At 64.8% G+C, this 18982-nt stretch carries 17 protein-coding genes; 13 read left to right on the top strand and 4 right to left on the bottom strand.

What is annotated here, in order from left to right; all coding sequences use genetic code 11:
- Window positions 1-204 precede the first annotated feature (204 nt).
- Window positions 205-1326 (bottom strand): Re/Si-specific NAD(P)(+) transhydrogenase subunit alpha, encoded by a 1122-nt coding sequence (locus AC1Q7Q_RS07105; protein WP_492372944.1) that lies wholly within the window; start codon window positions 1324-1326, stop codon window positions 205-207.
- Window positions 1327-1856: 530 nt separating this feature from the next.
- Between AC1Q7Q_RS07105 and AC1Q7Q_RS07100 the strand changes: the two genes are divergently transcribed.
- From AC1Q7Q_RS07100 to mnmA, 5 genes are all read left to right on the top strand, one after another.
- A complete protein-coding gene (locus AC1Q7Q_RS07100) occupies window positions 1857-2660 on the top strand; it encodes a TorF family putative porin (protein WP_492372945.1) in 804 nt (267 codons plus the stop codon).
- Window positions 2661-2786: 126 nt separating this feature from the next.
- A complete protein-coding gene (locus AC1Q7Q_RS07095) occupies window positions 2787-3185 on the top strand; it encodes a hypothetical protein (RefSeq protein WP_492372946.1) in 399 nt (132 codons plus the stop codon).
- Window positions 3172-4101: a 4-hydroxy-tetrahydrodipicolinate synthase gene (dapA, locus tag AC1Q7Q_RS07090; protein WP_492372947.1), complete on the top strand. Its 930-nt coding sequence runs from the start codon at window positions 3172-3174 to the stop codon at window positions 4099-4101. Before AC1Q7Q_RS07095 ends, dapA begins: the two co-directional genes overlap by 14 nt.
- Before the next feature lie 96 nt (window positions 4102-4197).
- A complete protein-coding gene (locus AC1Q7Q_RS07085) occupies window positions 4198-4701 on the top strand; it encodes an NUDIX hydrolase (protein WP_492372948.1) in 504 nt (167 codons plus the stop codon).
- Window positions 4698-5798 (top strand): tRNA 2-thiouridine(34) synthase MnmA, encoded by a 1101-nt coding sequence (mnmA, locus tag AC1Q7Q_RS07080; RefSeq protein ID WP_492372949.1) that lies wholly within the window; start codon window positions 4698-4700, stop codon window positions 5796-5798. The genes AC1Q7Q_RS07085 and mnmA overlap by 4 nt, the downstream gene beginning before the upstream one ends.
- An 83-nt stretch (window positions 5799-5881) precedes the next feature.
- On the opposite strand, the gene AC1Q7Q_RS07075 is transcribed toward mnmA, so the two are convergent.
- Window positions 5882-6496, bottom strand: coding sequence for a glutathione S-transferase family protein (locus AC1Q7Q_RS07075; RefSeq protein WP_416049662.1), 615 nt, complete (start codon window positions 6494-6496; stop codon window positions 5882-5884).
- 450 nt (window positions 6497-6946) lie between these two features.
- Between AC1Q7Q_RS07075 and purB the strand changes: the two genes are divergently transcribed.
- The 8 genes from purB to AC1Q7Q_RS07035 all read left to right on the top strand — a co-directional run bounded on the left by purB (window position 6947) and on the right by AC1Q7Q_RS07035 (window position 15765).
- A complete protein-coding gene (gene purB / locus AC1Q7Q_RS07070; protein WP_183035252.1) occupies window positions 6947-8323 on the top strand; it encodes an adenylosuccinate lyase in 1377 nt (458 codons plus the stop codon).
- Between the two features lie 255 nt (window positions 8324-8578).
- Window positions 8579-9169, top strand: a complete 591-nt coding sequence (locus AC1Q7Q_RS07065; RefSeq protein ID WP_492372950.1) for a cytochrome b — start codon at window positions 8579-8581, stop codon at window positions 9167-9169.
- Window positions 9170-9236: 67 nt separating this feature from the next.
- Window positions 9237-9809 carry a YceI family protein gene (locus AC1Q7Q_RS07060; protein WP_043349502.1) on the top strand — a complete coding sequence of 191 codons (573 nt, stop codon included), beginning with the start codon at window positions 9237-9239 and terminating at the stop codon, window positions 9807-9809.
- Between the two features lie 67 nt (window positions 9810-9876).
- Entirely contained in the window at window positions 9877-10458 is a 582-nt protein-coding gene (locus AC1Q7Q_RS07055) for a YceI family protein (protein WP_416049660.1), read from the top strand.
- 416 nt (window positions 10459-10874) lie between these two features.
- Window positions 10875-12266 carry a class I SAM-dependent methyltransferase gene (locus AC1Q7Q_RS07050; RefSeq protein ID WP_492372951.1) on the top strand — a complete coding sequence of 464 codons (1392 nt, stop codon included), beginning with the start codon at window positions 10875-10877 and terminating at the stop codon, window positions 12264-12266.
- Between the two features lie 22 nt (window positions 12267-12288).
- Window positions 12289-13620, top strand: a complete 1332-nt coding sequence (locus AC1Q7Q_RS07045; protein WP_150985951.1) for a sensor histidine kinase — start codon at window positions 12289-12291, stop codon at window positions 13618-13620.
- A 7-nt stretch (window positions 13621-13627) separates the two neighbouring features.
- Window positions 13628-14761, top strand: a complete 1134-nt coding sequence (locus AC1Q7Q_RS07040) for a hybrid sensor histidine kinase/response regulator (RefSeq protein ID WP_174422957.1) — start codon at window positions 13628-13630, stop codon at window positions 14759-14761.
- Window positions 14758-15765 (top strand): response regulator, encoded by a 1008-nt coding sequence (locus AC1Q7Q_RS07035; protein ID WP_174422956.1) that lies wholly within the window; start codon window positions 14758-14760, stop codon window positions 15763-15765. Before AC1Q7Q_RS07040 ends, AC1Q7Q_RS07035 begins: the two co-directional genes overlap by 4 nt.
- Window positions 15766-15864: 99 nt before the next feature.
- On the opposite strand, the gene secF is transcribed toward AC1Q7Q_RS07035, so the two are convergent.
- The gene (gene secF / locus AC1Q7Q_RS07030; protein WP_459371956.1) at window positions 15865-16836 is read right to left on the bottom strand and encodes a protein translocase subunit SecF; all 972 of its coding nucleotides are present in this window, start codon (window positions 16834-16836) and stop codon (window positions 15865-15867) included.
- Between the two features lie 91 nt (window positions 16837-16927).
- Window positions 16928-18799: a protein translocase subunit SecD gene (gene secD / locus AC1Q7Q_RS07025; protein ID WP_492372952.1), complete on the bottom strand. Its 1872-nt coding sequence runs from the start codon at window positions 18797-18799 to the stop codon at window positions 16928-16930.
- Window positions 18800-18982: the final 183 nt, after the last annotated feature.

The raw sequence follows: 18982 nt of genomic DNA, 5'->3' as shown, positions 1-18982 counted from the left end.
GTCCTTGGTTGATGCTGGATGAGCTTGTAGGGTAGCCCCTGGGGTTGAGTCCTGACGGGCCACTTGGAATGGTTCCGGGGTCTGGGTATCGGCCAGCCGCACCGGCAGTACAGCCCGATAGTGGCAGGCGCGCTACCGTGCACCTGGCCGGAACCGCCTGGCCCCATTCTAAAGCGACCGGGCCGCGGCGGGCCCGCTGCCGCTTCAGGAAGCGCCGCGGACCACCTGGCCGTCCTTGCACATCAGGCAGGCGGCGACGATATCGTCCTCCAGGTTCAGCGTGAACTGGCCTTCCTTGTCGATGACGAGCTTGAGGAAGTCGAGCACGTTGCGCGCATATAGCGCCGACGCGTCGGCCGCCACCATGCTGGCCAGGTTGGTGTGGCCGATCAGCGTGACACCGTGGCGTTCCACCACTTCGTCAGCCACCGTCAGCGGGCAGTTCCCGCCCTGCGCCGCGGCGAGGTCGACCACCACCGAGCCCGGCTTCATCGCCTGCACCGTTTCTTCCTTGAGCAGCACCGGCGCCTGGCGGCCCGGGATCAGCGCGGTAGTGATGACGATGTCGGCGGCCTTGGCGCGCTCGTGCACCAGTTCAGCCTGGCGCCGCATCCAGTCGGGTGGCATGGGGCGGGCATAGCCGCCCACGCCCTGCGCGATCTCGCGCTCTTCGTCGGTGACGAAAGGCACATCGAGGAATTTGGCGCCCAGCGATTCGATCTGTTCCTTGACGGCGGGACGCACGTCGGAGGCTTCGATGACCGCGCCCAGCCGCTTGGCGGTGGCGATGGCCTGCAGGCCCGCCACGCCGGCGCCGAGGATCAGCACGCGGGCCGCCTTGACGGTGCCGGCGGCGGTCATCAGCATGGGCATGAAACGCTGGTAATGATGCGCGGCGACCAGCACGGCCTTGTAGCCGGCGATATTGGCCTGGGAAGAGAGCACGTCCATGCTCTGCGCGCGCGTGGTGCGCGGCGCGGCTTCCAGCGCGAAGGCGGTCAGCGTGGCGCCCGCCATGCGCGCGTTGTTCTCTGCGTCGAAGGGATTGAGCATGCCGACCAGCACGGCGCCCGGCTTCATCAGCGCGAGCTCGGCATCGACGGGGGCGCGGACCTTGAGCACCAACTGCGCGCCGAAGGCTTGCGCCGCGTTGCCAATGGTGGCACCGACGGCCTCATACGCCGAGTCCGGCACGCTGGCGCGTACGCCGGCTCCCGACTGGACGATGACCTGATGGCCCTGGGTCACGTACTTCTTGACCGTCTCCGGGGTGGCGGCGACACGAGTCTCACCTGCCCGCGTCTCCTGCGGGATGCCGATGTGCATCGTCAATTTCTCCTTTTGCTGGCGTCTTTGAGGCGCTGTCAAAATGATTCTGGTGTTGGCGCGCGAGCTTGTCGTACGACCGCTACGACATGGCAACGCGCCTGACCAGAACCGCTTCGGCTCATTCTGACAATGCCACTGATCTGCTAGGCGGGCGGACGTCTTTGGCTCTTTTGTGTCTGCCCTTTGTGTCTGCCATGCGCCCGGCCAGGCCGAACGCAGCGCACAATTTTTTCGCAGCTTACAGGAATCTGACGATATGTGGTGACCGGCCGGTCGGCTTTTGCGCAACCGTATCACCCCCTCGCGGGACCTGTTGGTTCATCCCAGGGCATGCCGGGACGTTCCCTTTACGATTTTTACGCCATCCCTTGGCGGGCCGGTATTTTCTTGACACCGATTTTAGGCGCGTGCCCGTACTGTTCCGGTCGCGCCGCGGCCACTGTCATCCTGACGTTCGCCGTGGCTTCAGCCATCGCCTCATGCGTGGCTGTCCACCGATCGAAGTTCTTCCAATTGCCAAGTTATCCATGACTGCTCTTCGCTTCAACGTTTCGCATGCCTGCCTCGCTACCCTGTCTTGCGCCACGCTTCTCGCCGCGCCGGCCGCCTTCGCGCAGGGCGCACCCGATGCAGCCGCAGTAGCCGACGCGTCGCCGCACACCTTCACGGCCAACGTCACGCTGGCCAGCGAATATCGCTACCGGGGCCTGATGCAGTCCAACCGTCGCCCGGCGATCCAGGGCGGGTTCGACTACACGCATTCGAGCGGCCTCTACGTGGGCAACTGGAACTCCAGCATCAGCTGGCTCGGCGACAGCAACGCCAAGGTGTCGGCGCCGATCGAGATGGATTTCTACGGCGGCTTCAAGAACACCATCATGCTGGGCGGGCTCGAGTGGAACTACGACGTGGGCGTGCTGGAGTACTACTATCCCGGCGACTATCCGGCCGGCTACACACGCCCGTACACGACGGAGCTGTACGGCGGCATCGGCTACGGCCCGGTGTTCCTGAAATACTCGCACGCAGTGACCAACCTGTTCGGCTTCAACGACAGCAAGAACAGCTACTACGTGGACCTGTCGGCCAATGTGCCGCTGAACGTCTGGGACCTGACGCTCAATGCGCACGTCGGCTACCAGAAGGTGAGGCATGTCACGGACGCCTCGTACACGGACTGGAAGCTGGGGCTGACCAAGGACCTGGGCAAGGGCTTTGCGCTGGCGATCGCTTATATCGACACCAACGCCAGCAAGTCGGTCTACACCAATGTGCCTGGCCGCTATATCGGCAAGGCAGCCGCCTTCGCGTCGCTCACCAAGACGTTCTGAGCATGCCGCGCCATCTTGATGACATTTTGATGGCGGCGGCGGCGATTACTGCATCAACTTGAGGCGGCCATGCATAGCATGGTTGCATCTTCAACAGACGACCCGCCCAGCGCGGGTCCCGCTCAAATGCGACAGTCGAGCCTTGCCGTGGCCTTTGCTTGCGTGCCACGCCGCCGTCTTACCCGCACCGGATCCCGCACCGCGCGCCTTGACGCATCTGGCATCGAAGCCGCGAAGGCCGCCGCGCCCGCGCTTGGCTTGGACACCGCGCACAGCTGGATCCGCCTGCGCCTGGCGGTGGCGTCGAGCCAGGTCTTCGCGCTGCGCCAGTCGCTGCACCGCGCGATCGGGCAACTGGCGCGCATCTATGTGGTGGAAGTGGACCACCGCCATGGCGAGACCACGCTGCATGTGGAGGTCGAGCGCGGCGGCCGCGACGCTGCCATGCACGCCATCATGATGGCCCTGCCGGCCGCCGAGTTCGGCGTCACCACGGTGCTAGGACAAGACCATGCCGCGCACTGAGATGATGGCGGGCTTGCGCGAAGACAGCCGCGCGACGTTGTGGCTGCCGCTGGTGACACCGATGCAGGGCGGCGAGCTGGACCTGGCCTGCGCGCAGCGGCTGGCCGCGCACTATGTGGCCAGCGGCGTGGATGGGCTGGTCATCCTGGGCACGACCGGGGAGGGTGGCTTGCTCACGCGGGATGAGCGGCTGATGTTTACCGCCGCGGTGCTGGAGGCGGTGGACGGTGCGCTGCCGGTGCTGGCTGGCGTTGGCGGCGTGGATACCCGCGTGGTTTGCGAGCAGGTGCGCCAGCTCGACCGCTTCGACCTGGCGGGCTACCTGGTGCCGCCGCCGTACTACCTGCGGCCCGGCGATGAGGGCATTGCCTGGCATGTCGAGCGCGTGGCGGATGCCACCTGGCGCCCGCTGATGCTCTACAACGTGCCCAAGCGCACCGGCTGCAACATGTCACCGGCATTGGTGCAGCGGCTGGCCGCGCATCCGCGCGTCGTCGCGGTCAAGGAGTGTGACGCGGCCGGGCTGCGCGCCCTGGCCGGCAACGATCGGCTCGCGGTCTTCTGCGGCGAGGACGCGGCCATGCTGGACCACCTGCTAGCGGGTGGCGACGGCGTGGTTCCGGCTTGCGCGCACATCCGCCCGGATCTGTTCGTGCGGTTGTTGCAACTGGTGGCGCAGGGCCGCGTTGCCGAAGCGCGTGCGCTGTTCGCGAGCCTGGCGCCGTTGATCTCGCTGCTGTTCTCCGAGCCCAATCCGGCCCCGGTCAAGACCGCGCTGGCATTGTGCGGGCTGGCAGGTTCCGAGGTCAGGCGGCCACTGGCGCCTGCCAGCCGCGCGCTGCGCGAACGGCTGGACCAGGTGATCGCTTCGCTGCCGGCGGTGGAGGACGTGGAGCGCACTTTGCTGCTGGCCTAGCGTTGGCGCGTGCGCGGCGCCGGATGCGTCGGATGCGCAGGATGCGTGAAAGGGCGGCAACCGGTAGAATGCCGGATTGCCTAAAATTTGTGCATCATGTCACACGACTGGAAGGCCAGCGTCACGGTTGCCGCGGTAATTGAGCGCGGCGGCCGCTTCCTGCTGGTGGAAGAAGAAACCCCCGACGGCCTGCGGCTGAACCAGCCTGCCGGCCATCTCGACCCGGGCGAGAGCCTGATTCACGCCGTCATCCGCGAAACGCTGGAAGAAACCGCGCACACGTTCGAGCCGCGCGCGCTGCTGGGCTGCTATATGGCCCGCCCGCACTCGGCCGGCACGGCGGCGCGGCCGGGCGGCGACATCACCTATGTGCGCTTCGCCTTTACCGGCGAGCTGGGCGCGCTCGATGCCGGGCGCCAGCTCGATGTGGGCATCGTGCGCACCGTGTGGATGAGCGCCGACGAAATCCGCGCCTGCCCCGAGCGCCATCGCACGCCGCTGCTGCTGGCCTGCATCGAGGACTACCTGGCGGGCAAGCGCTTCGCGCTCGACGCGCTCTACACCCATCCTTCCGTGGTGGGCAGCGGAGTGCTGTCATGAGCCAGGGCAAGCGCGTCGTGGTGGGCATGTCGGGTGGCGTGGATTCGTCGGTGACAGCCTGGCTGCTCAAGCAGCAAGGCTACGAGGTGATCGGCCTGTTCATGAAGAACTGGGAAGACGACGACGACAGCGAGTACTGCTCGACCCGGCAGGACTGGCTGGACGTGGTCTCGGTGGCCGACCTCATCGGCGTCGACGTGGAAGCGGTCAATTTTGCCGCCGAGTACAAGGACCGCGTCTTTGCAGACTTCCTGCGCGAATATTCGGCCGGGCGCACGCCCAACCCGGACGTGCTGTGCAATGCCGAGATCAAGTTCAAGGCCTTCCTGGACCACGCCATGTCGCTGGGCGCGGACACCATCGCCACCGGCCACTACGCGCGCGTGCGCGAAGCGGGGGTGGATGTGGGTGCCGGCAAGGGCCGCTTCGAGCTGCTCAAGGCCTTTGACCACACCAAGGACCAGAGCTACTTTCTGCACCGGCTGAACCAGGCGCAGCTGTCGCGCACGCTGTTTCCGCTGGGCGAGATGCCCAAGACGCGCGTGCGCGAGATCGCTGCCGAGATCGGCCTGCCCAATGCCAAGAAAAAGGATTCCACCGGCATCTGCTTTATCGGCGAGCGGCCGTTCCGCGATTTTCTCAACCGCTACCTGCCGACCAAGCCGGGACCGATGAAGACGCCGGACGGCAAGGAAGTCGGCCAGCACATCGGTCTGGCGTTCTACACGCTGGGGCAACGCAAGGGCATCGGCCTGGGCGGCAGCCGCGCGGGCAACGGCGACGCCTGGTACGTGGCGCGCAAGGACATGGCCAGCAACACGCTGTATGTGGTGCAGGGCCATGAGCATCCGTGGCTGCTGACGCCTACGCTCGACGCTGCCGACCTGTCGTGGGTGGCGGGCACCGGCCCGGCGGTGGGCACCACGCTGTCGGCCAAGACGCGGTATCGGCAGAGCGATGCGCCCTGCACGGTGACGGGGGCGGGCGACGATGCCCTGCAACTGACGTTCGCGCAGGCGCAATGGGCGGTTACGCCTGGCCAGTCCGCGGTGCTGTACGACGGCGATGTCTGCCTGGGCGGTGGCATCATCCGGTGAGGCGTGCAGAGTGCGATGCGATGAAAAAACCGGCTCGATGGCCGGTTTTTTCATCGTTGCGCGGCAGGAGGCGCAGGCAAGGCTCAGGCGCGCGGCGGTTCCGTGTCGATGAACGACTGGCGCTTGGCAAGCTTGTCCTGGTATACGGCGAGGCGCGGGTGGCGCTCACGCCAGGCGATGTCCGGGAAGCGGAAGTCCAGGTACGACAACGCGCAGCCCACGGCCACGTCGGCCAGCGAGTAATGGTTGCCCGAGCACCAGGGCCGGTCGGCCAGGCCGTCGGCGATGGCGGCCACCGCCGCATCGATCTTGCCGAGCTGGCGCTGGACCCAGCGCTCGCTGCGCTGCTCGGGCTCGCGCTGCGTGTGTTCCAGGCGCGCCAGCAGGGCAGCATCGAGCAGGCCGTCGGCCAGCGCTTCCCAGCAACGTACCTCGACGCGTTCGCGGGCGCCTTGCGGGATCATGCGGCTGACGGGCGTCAGGGTGTCGACGTATTCGACGATCACGCGCGAGTCGAAAATCGCGCCGCCGTCTTCCATGACCAGGCACGGTACCTTGCCCAGCGGGTTGAACTGGGAGATGGTGGTGTCCGGCGACCACACGTCAACCTCGACCATCTGGTAATCGATCTTCTTTTCCGCCATCACGACGCGCACTTTGCGCGCGTAAGGGCTGGTTTGCGATGCATACAGCTTCATGGACTCCCCTCGAGCTTGTTATGAAGTGCATCGGCCGCGTCTCGCGCGCCCCGGCATGCCCGATGCACTTCATAACAGGCTAGCGGATCGGCGAGCGCGAGTATACCCGTGCCCCGTCCGGGATGTGCCGGGCGTGCGCGGCGCCTGCCTGCCGTGTCGTCATGCCGAGACGCGCGAGCTGCCCGGCCCCGCGAACGCGTCCACAGAACGCGGGCCGCGATGGTAAAATGCCCGCTTTCCGTCGTGCCGTCAGTCGGTATTTGCGCCGAATTGTTCTCTTTTTGAGGTGGATTGGACCTGTTTTTGTGTCTTTTCCCCTCTTTAGGCCGGTTCGGCCTTGTCACCGGCCACTTCGGCCCGCGAGGGCCTCGCCCGGCCATTTTGCCTGCGCAATCTGCCCGCCCGGCCACGCTTGCGTAACCACTTCCCTCTTCCCTCCGGTCTCCCAGCATGTCTTCTTCCTCGCTCTCTCCGCTCACCGCCCTGTCTCCCATCGATGGCCGCTACGCCTCCAAGGCCGATGCGCTGCGCGAGTGGCTCTCGGAAGCGGCCTTCATGCGCAACCGCGTCAAGGTGGAAGTGCACTGGCTGATCGCGCTGTCGCAAGCCGGCCTGCCCGACATGCCGAAGTTCTCGCCGGCCTCGGAAGCGGCCCTGCTAGCCCTGGTGGACAACTTCACCGAGGCCCACGCATCGCGCATCAAGGAGATCGAGGCGGTCACCAACCATGACGTGAAGGCCGTGGAGTACTGGCTCAAGGAACAGGTCAAGGGCAACGCCGAACTGGAAGCCGCGAGCGAGTTCATCCATTTCGCCTGCACCTCGGAAGACATCAACAACACCTCGCACGGCATGATGCTCAAGGGCGCCCGCGAAGGCGTGATCCTGCCCACGCTGCAACGCGTGCATGCGCGCCTGGTGGAGCTGGCGCATGCCAATGCCCGCCAGCCGATGCTGTCGCGCACCCACGGCCAGCCGGCCAGCCCGACCACGCTGGGCAAGGAAATGGCCAACGTGGCGGCACGCCTGGCGCGCGCCATCGAGCGCATCCAGCGCGTGGAGCTGCTGGGCAAGATGAACGGCGCGGTCGGCAACTACAACGCCCACCTGTCGGCGTACCCCAGCTTCGACTGGGAAGCCTTCTCCAAGCAGGTGATCGAAACGCGTCTGGGCCTGACCTTCAATCCCTACACCATCCAGATCGAGCCGCACGACTACATGGCCGAGCTGTTCGACGCCATCGCCCGCGCCAACACCATCCTGCTCGACCTGAACCGCGACATCTGGGGCTATATCTCGCTGGGCTACTTCAAGCAGCGCACCAAGGCCGGCGAAATCGGCTCTTCGACCATGCCGCACAAGGTCAACCCGATCGACTTCGAGAACTCGGAAGGCAACCTGGGCCTGGCCAATGCGGTGCTGCGCCACCTGTCGGAAAAGCTGCCGCTGTCGCGCTGGCAGCGCGACCTGACCGATTCCACCGTGCTGCGCAACATGGGCGTGGCCTTCGGCTACAGCCTGCTGGCCTATGAGGCCTGCCTGCGCGGCCTGGGCAAGCTGGAAACCAACCCCGAGCGCCTGGACGAAGACCTCGACAACTGCTGGGAAGTGCTGGCCGAGCCGGTGCAGACCGTCATGCGCCGCTTTGGCGTGCCCAATCCCTATGAGCAGCTCAAGGAACTGACGCGCGGCAAGGGCATCTCGCGCGAGGCGCTGCAAACCTTCATCAGCGGCCTGGCGATCCCCGACGATGCCAAGAAGCTGCTGCTGGAAATGACCCCGGCCACCTATATTGGCCGTGCCGTCAGCCTCGCCGAACGCGTGTGATGTTCCCGGCCTGCTGGCCGGCGCGGTGCAAAAAAGCCATCCCCGGGGATGGCTTTTTTTGTTGATGGGCGGCCGGCGCAGGCACGGCTTGCCGGCTGCGGCGAAATGTCACTTCAAATGGTTTGAATGATTCCATGAATTTCAGACCGTTCCGCAACCTGCCCGCCGCACAATAATGCGAGAATTCAAGGAGCAGCAGTAATTGCCGTTCAGTAAAAGATAGTGAAACGCCCGCAAGGGCAGGGGTCCTTATCCATGCATTCCCAAGCCAAAGCCGGCGCCCACGCCGGCGCTGCCGCAGCGCCGCAGCCGACGTCCGCCTATGGGGCCACGGCGATCGGCCTGCACTGGATCATCGCGCTGCTGATCTTCGCCGCCTTCGGGCTGGGCCTGTACATGACCAGCATCCCGGGCTTGTCGATGCTCAAGCTCAAGCTGTTTTCCTGGCACAAGTGGATCGGCGTGACCGTTTTTGCCATCGCCGTGCTGCGCGTGCTGTGGCGCGCCACCCACCACGCGCCGGCACCGGCCGCGGGCACTCCGGCCTGGCAGGCCAAGGCCGCGCACGCGGCGCACCTGCTGCTCTACGCGCTGATCGTGGTGGTGCCCATCACGGGCTACCTGTACAGCTCGGCTTCAGGGGTTCCCGTGGTCTACCTCGGCATCTGGCAGCTGCCCGCGCTGATCGAGAAGAATGATGAGATCAAGGAAATCCTCAAGCTGGTCCACATCTGGCTGAACTACCTGATGGCCGTGATCGTCGTAGTGCATGCGGCCGCTGCCATCAAGCATCAGTTCATCGAGCGCGATGGCACGCTGGCGCGCATGCTGCCGTTCCTCAAGTAAGCCGACATATCGGCAAACCGACAAATGACCGAGGGCCGCAAGGCCCTCTTAGCGACAGGAGTTTTTAATGAAACGCATTCCCCGCCCGAGCGCGCTCCTGATGGCAGCCACGCTGGCCACTGCCGGCATCGCAGCCAACTACGCCTGGGCCCAGGTCGACGCAGCCAAGAGCTCGGTCACCGCGACGGCCCGCCAGATCGGCGTGCCGATGGAGGGCAAGTTCAAGAAGTTCGACGCCACGGTCGCGTTCGATCCCGCCAAGCTGGCAACATCCTCGGCCAAGGTCGAGATCGACGTGTCCAGCTTCGAGATCGGCGACGCCGAGACCACCAAGGAGGTCAAGGGACGCGACTGGTTCGACGCGGCCAAGTACCCCAAGGCGGTGTTCCAGTCGACCAGCATCAAGGCCGGCGCCGCCGGCAAGTATGAGGTGGCGGGCAAGCTCACCATCAAGGGCAAGACCCAGGACGTCGTGATTCCGGCAAGCTATCGCCAGGATGCCGGTGGCCAGGTGTTTGAAGGCGTGCTGCCGATCAAGCGCACCGTGTACAACATCGGCGACGGCGAATGGAAGGACACTTCCGTCGTGGCCGACGATGTCCAGATCAAATTCCGTATCGTGACCTTGGCTAAGAAGTAAGCGCGCGGCGCTCATCTTCCCTGCCATTCCTTTGCTGTTCATCCCCAACTTTTTGCCGGGAGCTCTCATGAAATTGCGCACCATCCTCGCCGCTGTCGCGGCCCTGTCCGCCGTCGGCGTCGCATCCGCCAACACGGTGACCTACAACCTCGACCCCACCCACACGTACCCGAGCTTCGAAACCGACCACCTGGGTGGCCTGTCGACCTGGCGCGGCAAGTTCGAAAAGTCGAGCGGCGTGGTGACGCTGGACCGTGCCGCGAAGACCGGCTCGGTGGATATCAAGATCGATCCCGCCTCGGTTGACTTCGGCAACAGCAAGCTGAACCAGCACGTGAAGGGCCCCGACATGTTCAACGTCGAAGCCTTCCCCGAAGCCACCTACAAGGGCAAGTTCTCCAAGTTCAACGGCGATGTGCCGACCGAAGTCGATGGCGTGCTGACCCTGCACGGCGTGTCCAAGCCGGTCAAGCTGGAGATCCGCGAGTTCAAGTGCATCCAGCATCCGATGCTCAAGCGCGAAGCCTGTGGTGCTGACGCGGTGGGCACTTTCAACCGTGCCGATTTCGGTATCGACTACGGCGTGAAGATGGGCTTCAAGCCCGAGGTCAAGCTGGCGATCCAGGTCGAAGGCGTAAAGGCGGACTAAAGGCCGACCAAGCGCCGACCAAGCGTCGACTAAAAAGGCCGGGAGCATTCCCGGCCTTTTGCATTATTTTCGGTGGTTTCCGGTTGTTCCCGGCCCGGCGGGTGGGCTTGCGCAGGTTGTGTTGTCTGCACTTGACGCCCACAGTACAATGATCCGCTAAGAATCAGTTACAGTCCTACTCAGTACAGTCTCACTCAGTTTCAGTCTCAGTCACAGTTACCAGGGTGTAGTCGCGCGCGTGCCATCATCAGGACGCCCATGCCCGCAACCGATTACCGACATGTATCCCAGCAGTACCCCCTGATACTGGCCTAGCGTAGCGATCCATCGCCCTACGAGCTGTACCCGGCCAGTCAATGATGCATTGTTGAACTGGGCGGCCGGCAGCGTTTTTCGGATTTCTCTGGCGCAATACCGTGTACTCCCAAACGCAAATCGATCCGGTGGTTAGTTTCCGCAACTCGCAGGGCGAGCAGGTGCGGGGCACAATTATCAATCTCCAGAGAAAAGCTCTGGTGATGGAAATCTACAATCCATACTCGATCGTCCAGGTCAGCGAGGTGCTGAGCGAGCTGAGTGTGCGCATGGGCAGCAAGAACGCCTACCTGGGTAAGGCGGTGGTGATGAGCCTGGTGAACACCGGCCTCACCGCGGTGGTATCGCTGACGCTGATCGATGAATGGCGCGAGCTGAGCGACCTGCCCAATGAGCCTAAATCGGTTGGGCGCGAGGCCGAACTGTTCATCAACGACTGGGATGCGCGCTTCAATATCCGGCGCGATTACCAGATCGTGGTCAATGAAATGCGCGCGTTTCTCTCGGAAGTCTCGCGCTGGGTCGAGCAGGTCGACCTGACCGAGAACCTGCCCAAGAACGACGGACGGCTGCGCGAGGACGTGTTCTACGAGCTCGCCACGCCAATCATGCTCAAGGTCAAGACCTACCTCGACCGGCTCGAAGGCGAGGCCGAGCAGGTGGACGCGGAGATCGCGCCGGTGCACCGCACATACGCGCAATCGGCCCTGCATCCACTGCTGCTGCGCGCCCCCTTTGTCTACCGCACCTTCACCAAGCCGCTGGGCTATGCGGGCGACTATGAGATGGTCAACCAGATCCTGAACGATCCGCAGCAGGGCCCGACCACCTACTTCCAGATCGTCAATACGGCCTTCCTCAAGGCGGCCGTGGCGACCGCCCACCGCAACCGGATCGACCTGCTGGTCGATTTCCTGTCGCGCCAGGCCGATGCCGCCCGCGCGGCCGGCAGGCCGTTTCGCATCCTCAATGTCGGCTGCGGCCCGGCCTTCGAGATCCAGCGCTTCGTGCGCGAGTATCCGCAGCCGGAGCTATTGTCGTTCCAGCTGGTCGACTTCAGCGAGGAGACCCTGGCCTACACCAAGTCCTCCATCGAGAGCTCGGCCGCCTCGGCGGGGCACAAGGTGTCGGTGGAGATGGTGCATCAATCGGTACATGAACTGCTCAAGCGCAAGATCGCGCCGGACGACGCCGGGCTGCGCGAGTTCGATGCGGTGTACTGCGCCGGGTTGTTCGACTACCTGTCCGATAAGGTGTGTTCCCGCCTGCTGAGCTATTTTGCCGCGCGTACGCGGCCTGGCGGCCAGTTGCTGGTAACCAACGTCCATTCGGACAATCCGGAGAAATTCGGCATGGAACACCTGCTGGAGTGGTACCTGATCTATCGCGACGAGGCCAGGATGAGTATGCTGCTGCCCGAACAATCCCGTGATCACAAGCTCTATGTCGACCAGACCGGGGTTAATGTGTTCGCGGAAGCGATCATCCTCTGAAACGCCAGTAGCCGGCCCAGCCATGAGCACCAATCAACTTTACGCGGGTTACCAGACCGAGCTGGCGGATTTCCGCCTGGCCTTCAGCCGCGGCGGCGCCTATACCGCCATCGTGCTGGTGCTGCTCGGCGTGGGGTTGGACTACGGCCAGTATCCGCAGTTGCAGGCGCCCTTCGCCGTGGCGCGCGTGCTGGTGTCGCTGCTGATCGCCGGCATCGTGATGCTGTTGTACAGCACGGCAGGGCGCCGTTTTGCGCCGTGGCTGACGTTGTCCTGGCTGCTGCTGCCGCAGATCATGATCTCGTGGATGATCTGGCATACCGATGGCGTGGAGTCGCCGTATTACGTCGGGCTGAATCTCGCCATCTTCGCGTCGGGCATCGCGCTGCCGTTCGGCTTGTGGCAGAACCTGGTCTTCGGGATCCTGTCCTACCTGTTCTACCTGCTTGCCTGCGTGCTGCATCCCGGCGGCATCGAGCCGGCCGGCACCTTTATCGTCAATTCGCTGTTCCTGCTGTTTGCCGCAGCGGCCAGCGCGGTCTATACCTTCTTCAATGAGCGGGCGCGCTTCATGCTGTTCCGGCTGAAAGCCGAAGTGGCGGAGAAGAACGGCGAGCTCGAAGTGATCAACCGCAAGCTGGTCGACATCAAGGGCCAGATGCTGCAGCAGGAAAAGATGGCCGCCATCGGTACGCTGGCCGCGGGCCTGCTGCACGAGGTCAACAACCCGGTCAACTTCTGCCTGATGGCGATCGAGGTCGCGCTGGAAGAGCCGGTGGCCAAGAACGAACCGATGCTGCAGGAGTGCCTGGTCGACGCCAAGCAGGGAATGCAACGCATCCAGCATATCGTGTCGGACCTGAAGACCTTCGCTTATCGCAAGCCCGGTGCTGAAGCGGAGGGCACGCCGTTCCTGTTCGAGAAGGCGCTCGACTCCTCGATTCGGCTGACCGCCCATGAGCTGCGCGGGGTGGCCGTCACGCGCGAGTTGCCGACCGATACGCTGGTCCTGGGCGACGAAGCCGCGGTGATCGGCGTGCTGATCAACCTGTTCTCCAACGCCGCGCTGGCCATGCGCAAGGCCGGCACGCAGGCCCCGGCCATCCATACCACCGTGAAGTGGGTGGAGCGCCGGCTGCATGTGACCGTGAAGGACAACGGACCGGGCATTGCGCAAGAGCACCTGGCGCGCGTGTTCGAGCCGTTCTTCACCACGCGCGAAGTCGGCCAGGGCCTGGGCCTTGGCCTGTCGATCAGCTACGCGGTGATCGAGCGTCACGGCGGCGTGCTGTTTGCCGAGAGCGAGCTGGGCAAGTGGGCCTCGTTCAGCTTCGACCTGCCCCGAGCCGACTGAGAATGCCATGAGCGACGCCCGTCAACCACGGCTTACCGTGCTCTACGTCGATGACGAGGAAATGGCATGCAAGTACTTCGCTCGCGCGGTCGGCACGGAGTACGAGGTGCTGGTCGCCAGCGGCGCCGACGAAGCGGTACGCATCCTGCGCCGGGAGAGTGCGCGCATCGCCGTGCTGGTGACGGATTTCCGCATGCCGGGGCGCGATGGCGGCGACCTGCTGCGCCAGGTTGCGCTCGAGTACCCGCAGATCGTGCGCATCCTGGTGACCGCCTACGCGGACAAGGACATGCTGTTGCAGACGGTCAACACTGGCGAAGTGTTCCGCATCCTGGAGAAGCCCATCGAGCTGGGCCAGGTGCGCGAAGCGCTGCGGCTGGCCGCCGAGCGCTATCGCGAACGCTCGATCCGCCATCAGCGCCTGATGGCGATCGACGAGACGCTGGCCTTCCTGGCGCATGAACTGAACACGCCGCTGGCGGCGATTGCAAATTTTGCGCGGGGTATCGAAAGCCGTATCGCGGCGGAATACAATCCGCTGCGCCAGAGCGAGATTGGCCAGGCGGCCACGTCGATGCACGACAACGCGCAGTATTGCCTGGCCGTGATTTCGTCGTTCCTGCAGTCGGTGCGCAGCAGCGGCAGCCGGCCGAGCACGCAAGCAGGCGCCAGCCGGGAAGTGACCGCCGGCGGCCTGATCGCAGCGCTGCTCGACACCTACCCCTTTGCCGGGCCGCAGCGCGAGTGGGTAAAGATCGAAATGCATGACGACTTTGCCGTGCGCACGCTGCCCAATTGCGTGGCGCTGGTGCTGTCGTCGCTGTTGTCCAATGCGCTGCGGGCGCTCGACGGCGTCGACTCGCCTTCGCTGCGCTTCGTGGTGGCGGCCGAGCCCGATGCCGCGATCCGCATCTGCGATAACGGCCCGGGCATACCACCTGAGGTGATGGGGCGCCTTCTGGTGGATCCGGTCACCACCCATGCGAGTACCGGCGGCAACGGACTGGGCATGATTTTTTGCAACCGTGTCATGCAGTCTTTCGGTGGCGGCATCCGGATCGAGTCTACGTCCGGTGCGGGTACCACGGTGACGCTGGATTTCCCCAATACCAAGAGTCGAATGCATAGGAGTGATCGATGAACGAACCGAATGCCACGCAGGCACCATCACCGGCGATTCTGTTCGTCGATGACGAGGCGACGGCCGTCAAGTATTTCCAGCGTGCCATCGGAGCCCTGGCGCCGGTCGTGACCGGTGGCTCGGTCGAAGAGGGCAAGGCGCTGCTGGATGCGCACGCGGACAGCCTTGCGGTCCTGGTCTCCGACCAGCGCATGCCGGGCGAGTACGGCAACGAGCTGCTGCGCTACGCGCGCGAGCGCTATCCGCATATCGTGCGGATCCTGACCACCGCTTACTCGGAGATCGAGCATACGGTCGCGGCCGTCAACGAGGGGCAGATCCATCGCTATATCAAGAAGCCGTGGGACATCACCTCGCTGCGCATGGAGCTCAAGCAGGCGCTTGAGATGGCCGGCCTGCGCAAGGAGCGCGACCAGTTGCTGCGCGAGAAGCTGAGCGTGCTGCAGCGGCAGACCATTGCCGCGCGCATCGGCCTGATCCGCACGCTGTCGGCCAGCCTGATCGGCCCGGAGCGCTTCCAGCCGGTGGACACCTACCTGGCCTCGGCCGCGCTGGTCGGCGTGCAGAATCCCGAGCCGGACTGGCTGCTGATGGACTACGCCGACCTGGTGGCGGCGGAAAGCCGCCGCAGCGGCACCTTCGGCCACGCCGTGGCGGCCAAGCTCGCCGCGCTGCGCACGCAGCTCGCCGGCCGTGGAGCGGGCGATGCGGTGGCGGCACTGGCCGAGACGCTGGCCGCGACGCAAGGCGCAGCCAACGTGCGCCGCGATGGGGATGCCCTGGTGTGGATCCAGGGTGCCGCGCTTGCCGAGTACCTGGGCGAGCCGGTGGATAAGGAGGTGTCCGCGCAGCATGCCACCTGGCTGGCCGGGCTGCTGTGGCTGGATGAAACCGGCGGCGCACTCAAGGCAGTGCGGGAGGGCGACTCCATCGTTTACCGCCCCACCGATCGCACTGCGGAGTTCGCCGCGGATCGCCTGGCGGTGTGGATCGAGCAGTTCTGAGCAAGTTCCAAGCGCGTTCCGAGTAGCAACGGCATAACAAGAAAGGGCACCCGAAGGTGCCCTTTTTTGCTGCCTTTGAAACTATCCGCGGCAGGCCCGTCAGGCCTGGGCGCCGAAGTTCGGGTCGTCGCGGTCGACGTCGCCCGGCTTCTTCTCGCCCTTGACCAGGTCCTCGCGCTTGACGCCCAGCCACATGGCCAGCGCCGCGGCGACGAACACCGAGGAGTAGATGCCGAACAAGATACCGACGGTCAGCGCCAGCGCGAAGTAGTGCAGGGTGGGGCCGCCGAAGAAGAACATCGACAGCACCATCATTTCGGTCGAGCCGTGGGTGATGATGGTCCGCGAGATGGTGCTGGTGATCGCGTTATCGATGATCTCGTGCGTGGTCATCTTGCGGTACTTGCGGAAGTTTTCGCGAATCCGGTCGAAAATCACCACCGATTCGTTCACCGAGTAACCCAGCACCGCCAGGATTGCCGCCAGCACCGACAGCGAGAATTCCCACTGGAAGAAGGCGAAGAAGCCCAGGATGATCACCACGTCGTGCAGGTTGGCGATGATGCCGGCCACTGCGAACTTCCACTCGAAGCGGAACGACAGGTAGATCACGATGCCGGCCACCACGCACAGCAGCGCCAGCAGACCGTCGGTGGCTAGTTCCTTGCCCACCTGCGGGCCGACGAACTCGACACGCTGGAGCTTGACGTCAGGCGCGGCAGTCTGCAGCGCCGTCATGACCTGCTCGCTCTGCTGGGCCGAGGTGGCGGGCTTGCCGTCCGGACCCTTTTGCAGCGGCAGGCGGATCATCACGTCGCGCGAGGTGCCGAAATTCTGCACCTGCACGTCGGTGTAGCCAAGCTTGCTGACCTGGCCGCGGATGCGCTCCAGGTCGGCCGTCTGCTGGTAGTTGACCTCCATCACCGTGCCGCCGGTGAACTCGATCGACAGGTGCAGGCCCTTGTGTGCCAGGAAGAATACGGCGGCGGCAAACGTCAGGAAGGAAATCACGTTGAAGATCAACGCGTGCTTCATGAACGGAATATCGCGCCGGATGCGGAAGAATTCCATGTTGAATCCTGTTTTGTACGGCAGCGCCTGCTGCCGTTCTATGCTGGTTGGATGTCCATGCGCGTTCTGTGCGCGCGGACATCCATGATGCTTACTTGGCGACGGTGCCCTGGCTGTCCGAGCCCGGCTTCCAGATCTGGCCGATCGCTACGCTTTGCAGCTTCTTCTTGCGGCCGTACCAGAGGTTCACCAGGCCGCGGTTGAAGAACACCGCCGAGAACATCGAGGTCATGATGCCCAGGCAGTGCACCACGGCAAAGCCGCGCACCGGGCCGGAGCCGAAGGCCAGCAGCGCCAGGCCCGCGATCAGGGTGGTCACGTTGGAGTCCAGGATGGTGGCCCAGGCGCGGTCGAAGCCGACGGCGATCGCCATCTGCGGCGAAGCGCCGGCGCGCAGTTCCTCGCGGATCCGCTCGTTGATCAGCACGTTGGCGTCAATGGCCATGCCGAGCACCAGCGCGATAGCGGCGATGCCGGGCAGCGTCAGCGTAGCCTGCAGCATCGACAGCACCGCCACCAGCAGCAGCAGGTTGATGGCCAGCGCGGCCACCGAGAACACGCCGAACAGCATGTAGTACAGCATCATGAAGACGGCGATGGCGCCAAAGCCGTAGGCCACCGAGTCAAAGCCCTTCTTGATGTTGTCCGCGCCCAGCGACGGGCCGATGGTGCGTTCTTCGATGATTTCCATCGGCGCGGCCAGCGAGCCGGCGCGCAGCAGCAGGGCCAGGTCGTTGGCGGCTTCGGTGGAGTACGAACCGGTGATCTGGAAGCTGGAGCCCAGTTCGGACTGGATCGTTGCCACCGTCAGCACTTCGCCCTTGCCCTTCTCGAACAGCACGATGCCCATCGGCTTGCCGATGTTCTCGCGCGAGACGTCGCGCAGCACGCGGCCACCCTGAGCGTCGAGCTTGATGTTGACCGAGGCGCGCTGGTTCTGGTCGAAGCCGGCCGAAGCGCTTTCAATGCGGTCGCCGGTGAAGATCACCTGCTTCTTGAGCACCACCGGGGCGCCGTTGCCTTGCGTGAACAGCTCGCTGCCGAAGGGGATCGGGTCGCCCGGGCGCGGGTTGCGCGGCGCGTCGGGGTCGGCCAGGCGGGCTTCCAGCGTGGCGGTGCGGCCGATGATGTCCTTGGCCTTTGCGGTGTCTTGCACGCCAGGCAACTGCACCACGATGCGGTCGGCGCCTTGTTGCTGGATCACCGGCTCGGCCACGCCGAGCTCGTTGACCCGGTTGTGCAGGGTGGTGATGTTCTGCTTGACCGCAGCATCCTGCACCGCCTTGCGGGCCGCATCGGTGAACACGCCGGAGATGTTGTTGCCATCCGGGGTGAACGCCAGCTCGCGCAGGTTGTCGGCCAGGATGCCGCGCGCCTTGGCGGCGTCGTCGGCATTGTTGAAGCGCACCGTCAGGCGGTCGCCGTCACGGTCGATGCCGCCATGGCGGATGCCCTTGTCGCGCAGCAGGGTGCGCGCGTCGCCGGCCAGGCTGTCGAGCTTCTTGTCGACCGCGCCCTTCATGTCCACTTGCAGCAGGAAGTGCACGCCGCCGCGCAAGTCCAGCCCCAGGTACATCGGCAGCGCGTGCATGGCGGTGAGCCAGCGCGGCGAGCCCGACAGCAGGTTCAGCGCGACCACGTAGGTGGCGTCATTGGGGTCGGGGTTGAGCGCGCGGGTCAGCACGTCCTTGGCCTTGAGCTGCTCGTCGGGCGTCTTGAAGCGCGCCTTGACCGAGCCGGACTGGCCGTTCAGGTCAAAGAACATGCCGTCGGGCTGCAGGTTGTTCTGCGCCAGCACCTGCTCGATCTGCTTTTGCATGGCCAGGTCGACCTTGACCGTGGCCTTGGCGGAGGAGACCTGCACGGCAGGCGCCTCGCCGAAGAAGTTCGGCAGCGTATAGGTGATGCCGATGGCCAGAGCCACCAGGATCACGAGGTATTTCCAAAGCGGATAACGATTCATCTTTGGCCAGTCGTTCTTCGGTTGGTGGCGCCGACGAGACCGTCAGCGGGCAGTTGGCACCACCGCACCGGTTGGCAAACAGCCGCCTGGCATCCACGGATAACCCGTGCTGGATCAGGCGGCTGCAGGGGCACGCGCGCTAAAGGCGTGCCGGGAAGGGCGAAAAAGCAGGCAGGCGGTGCG

This window comes from Cupriavidus sp. GW823-FHT07A04 (assembly GCF_058794615.1).
The sequence above is the reverse complement of the archived record's forward strand: the minus strand, read 5'-3'. Positions and strand labels throughout refer to the sequence as shown.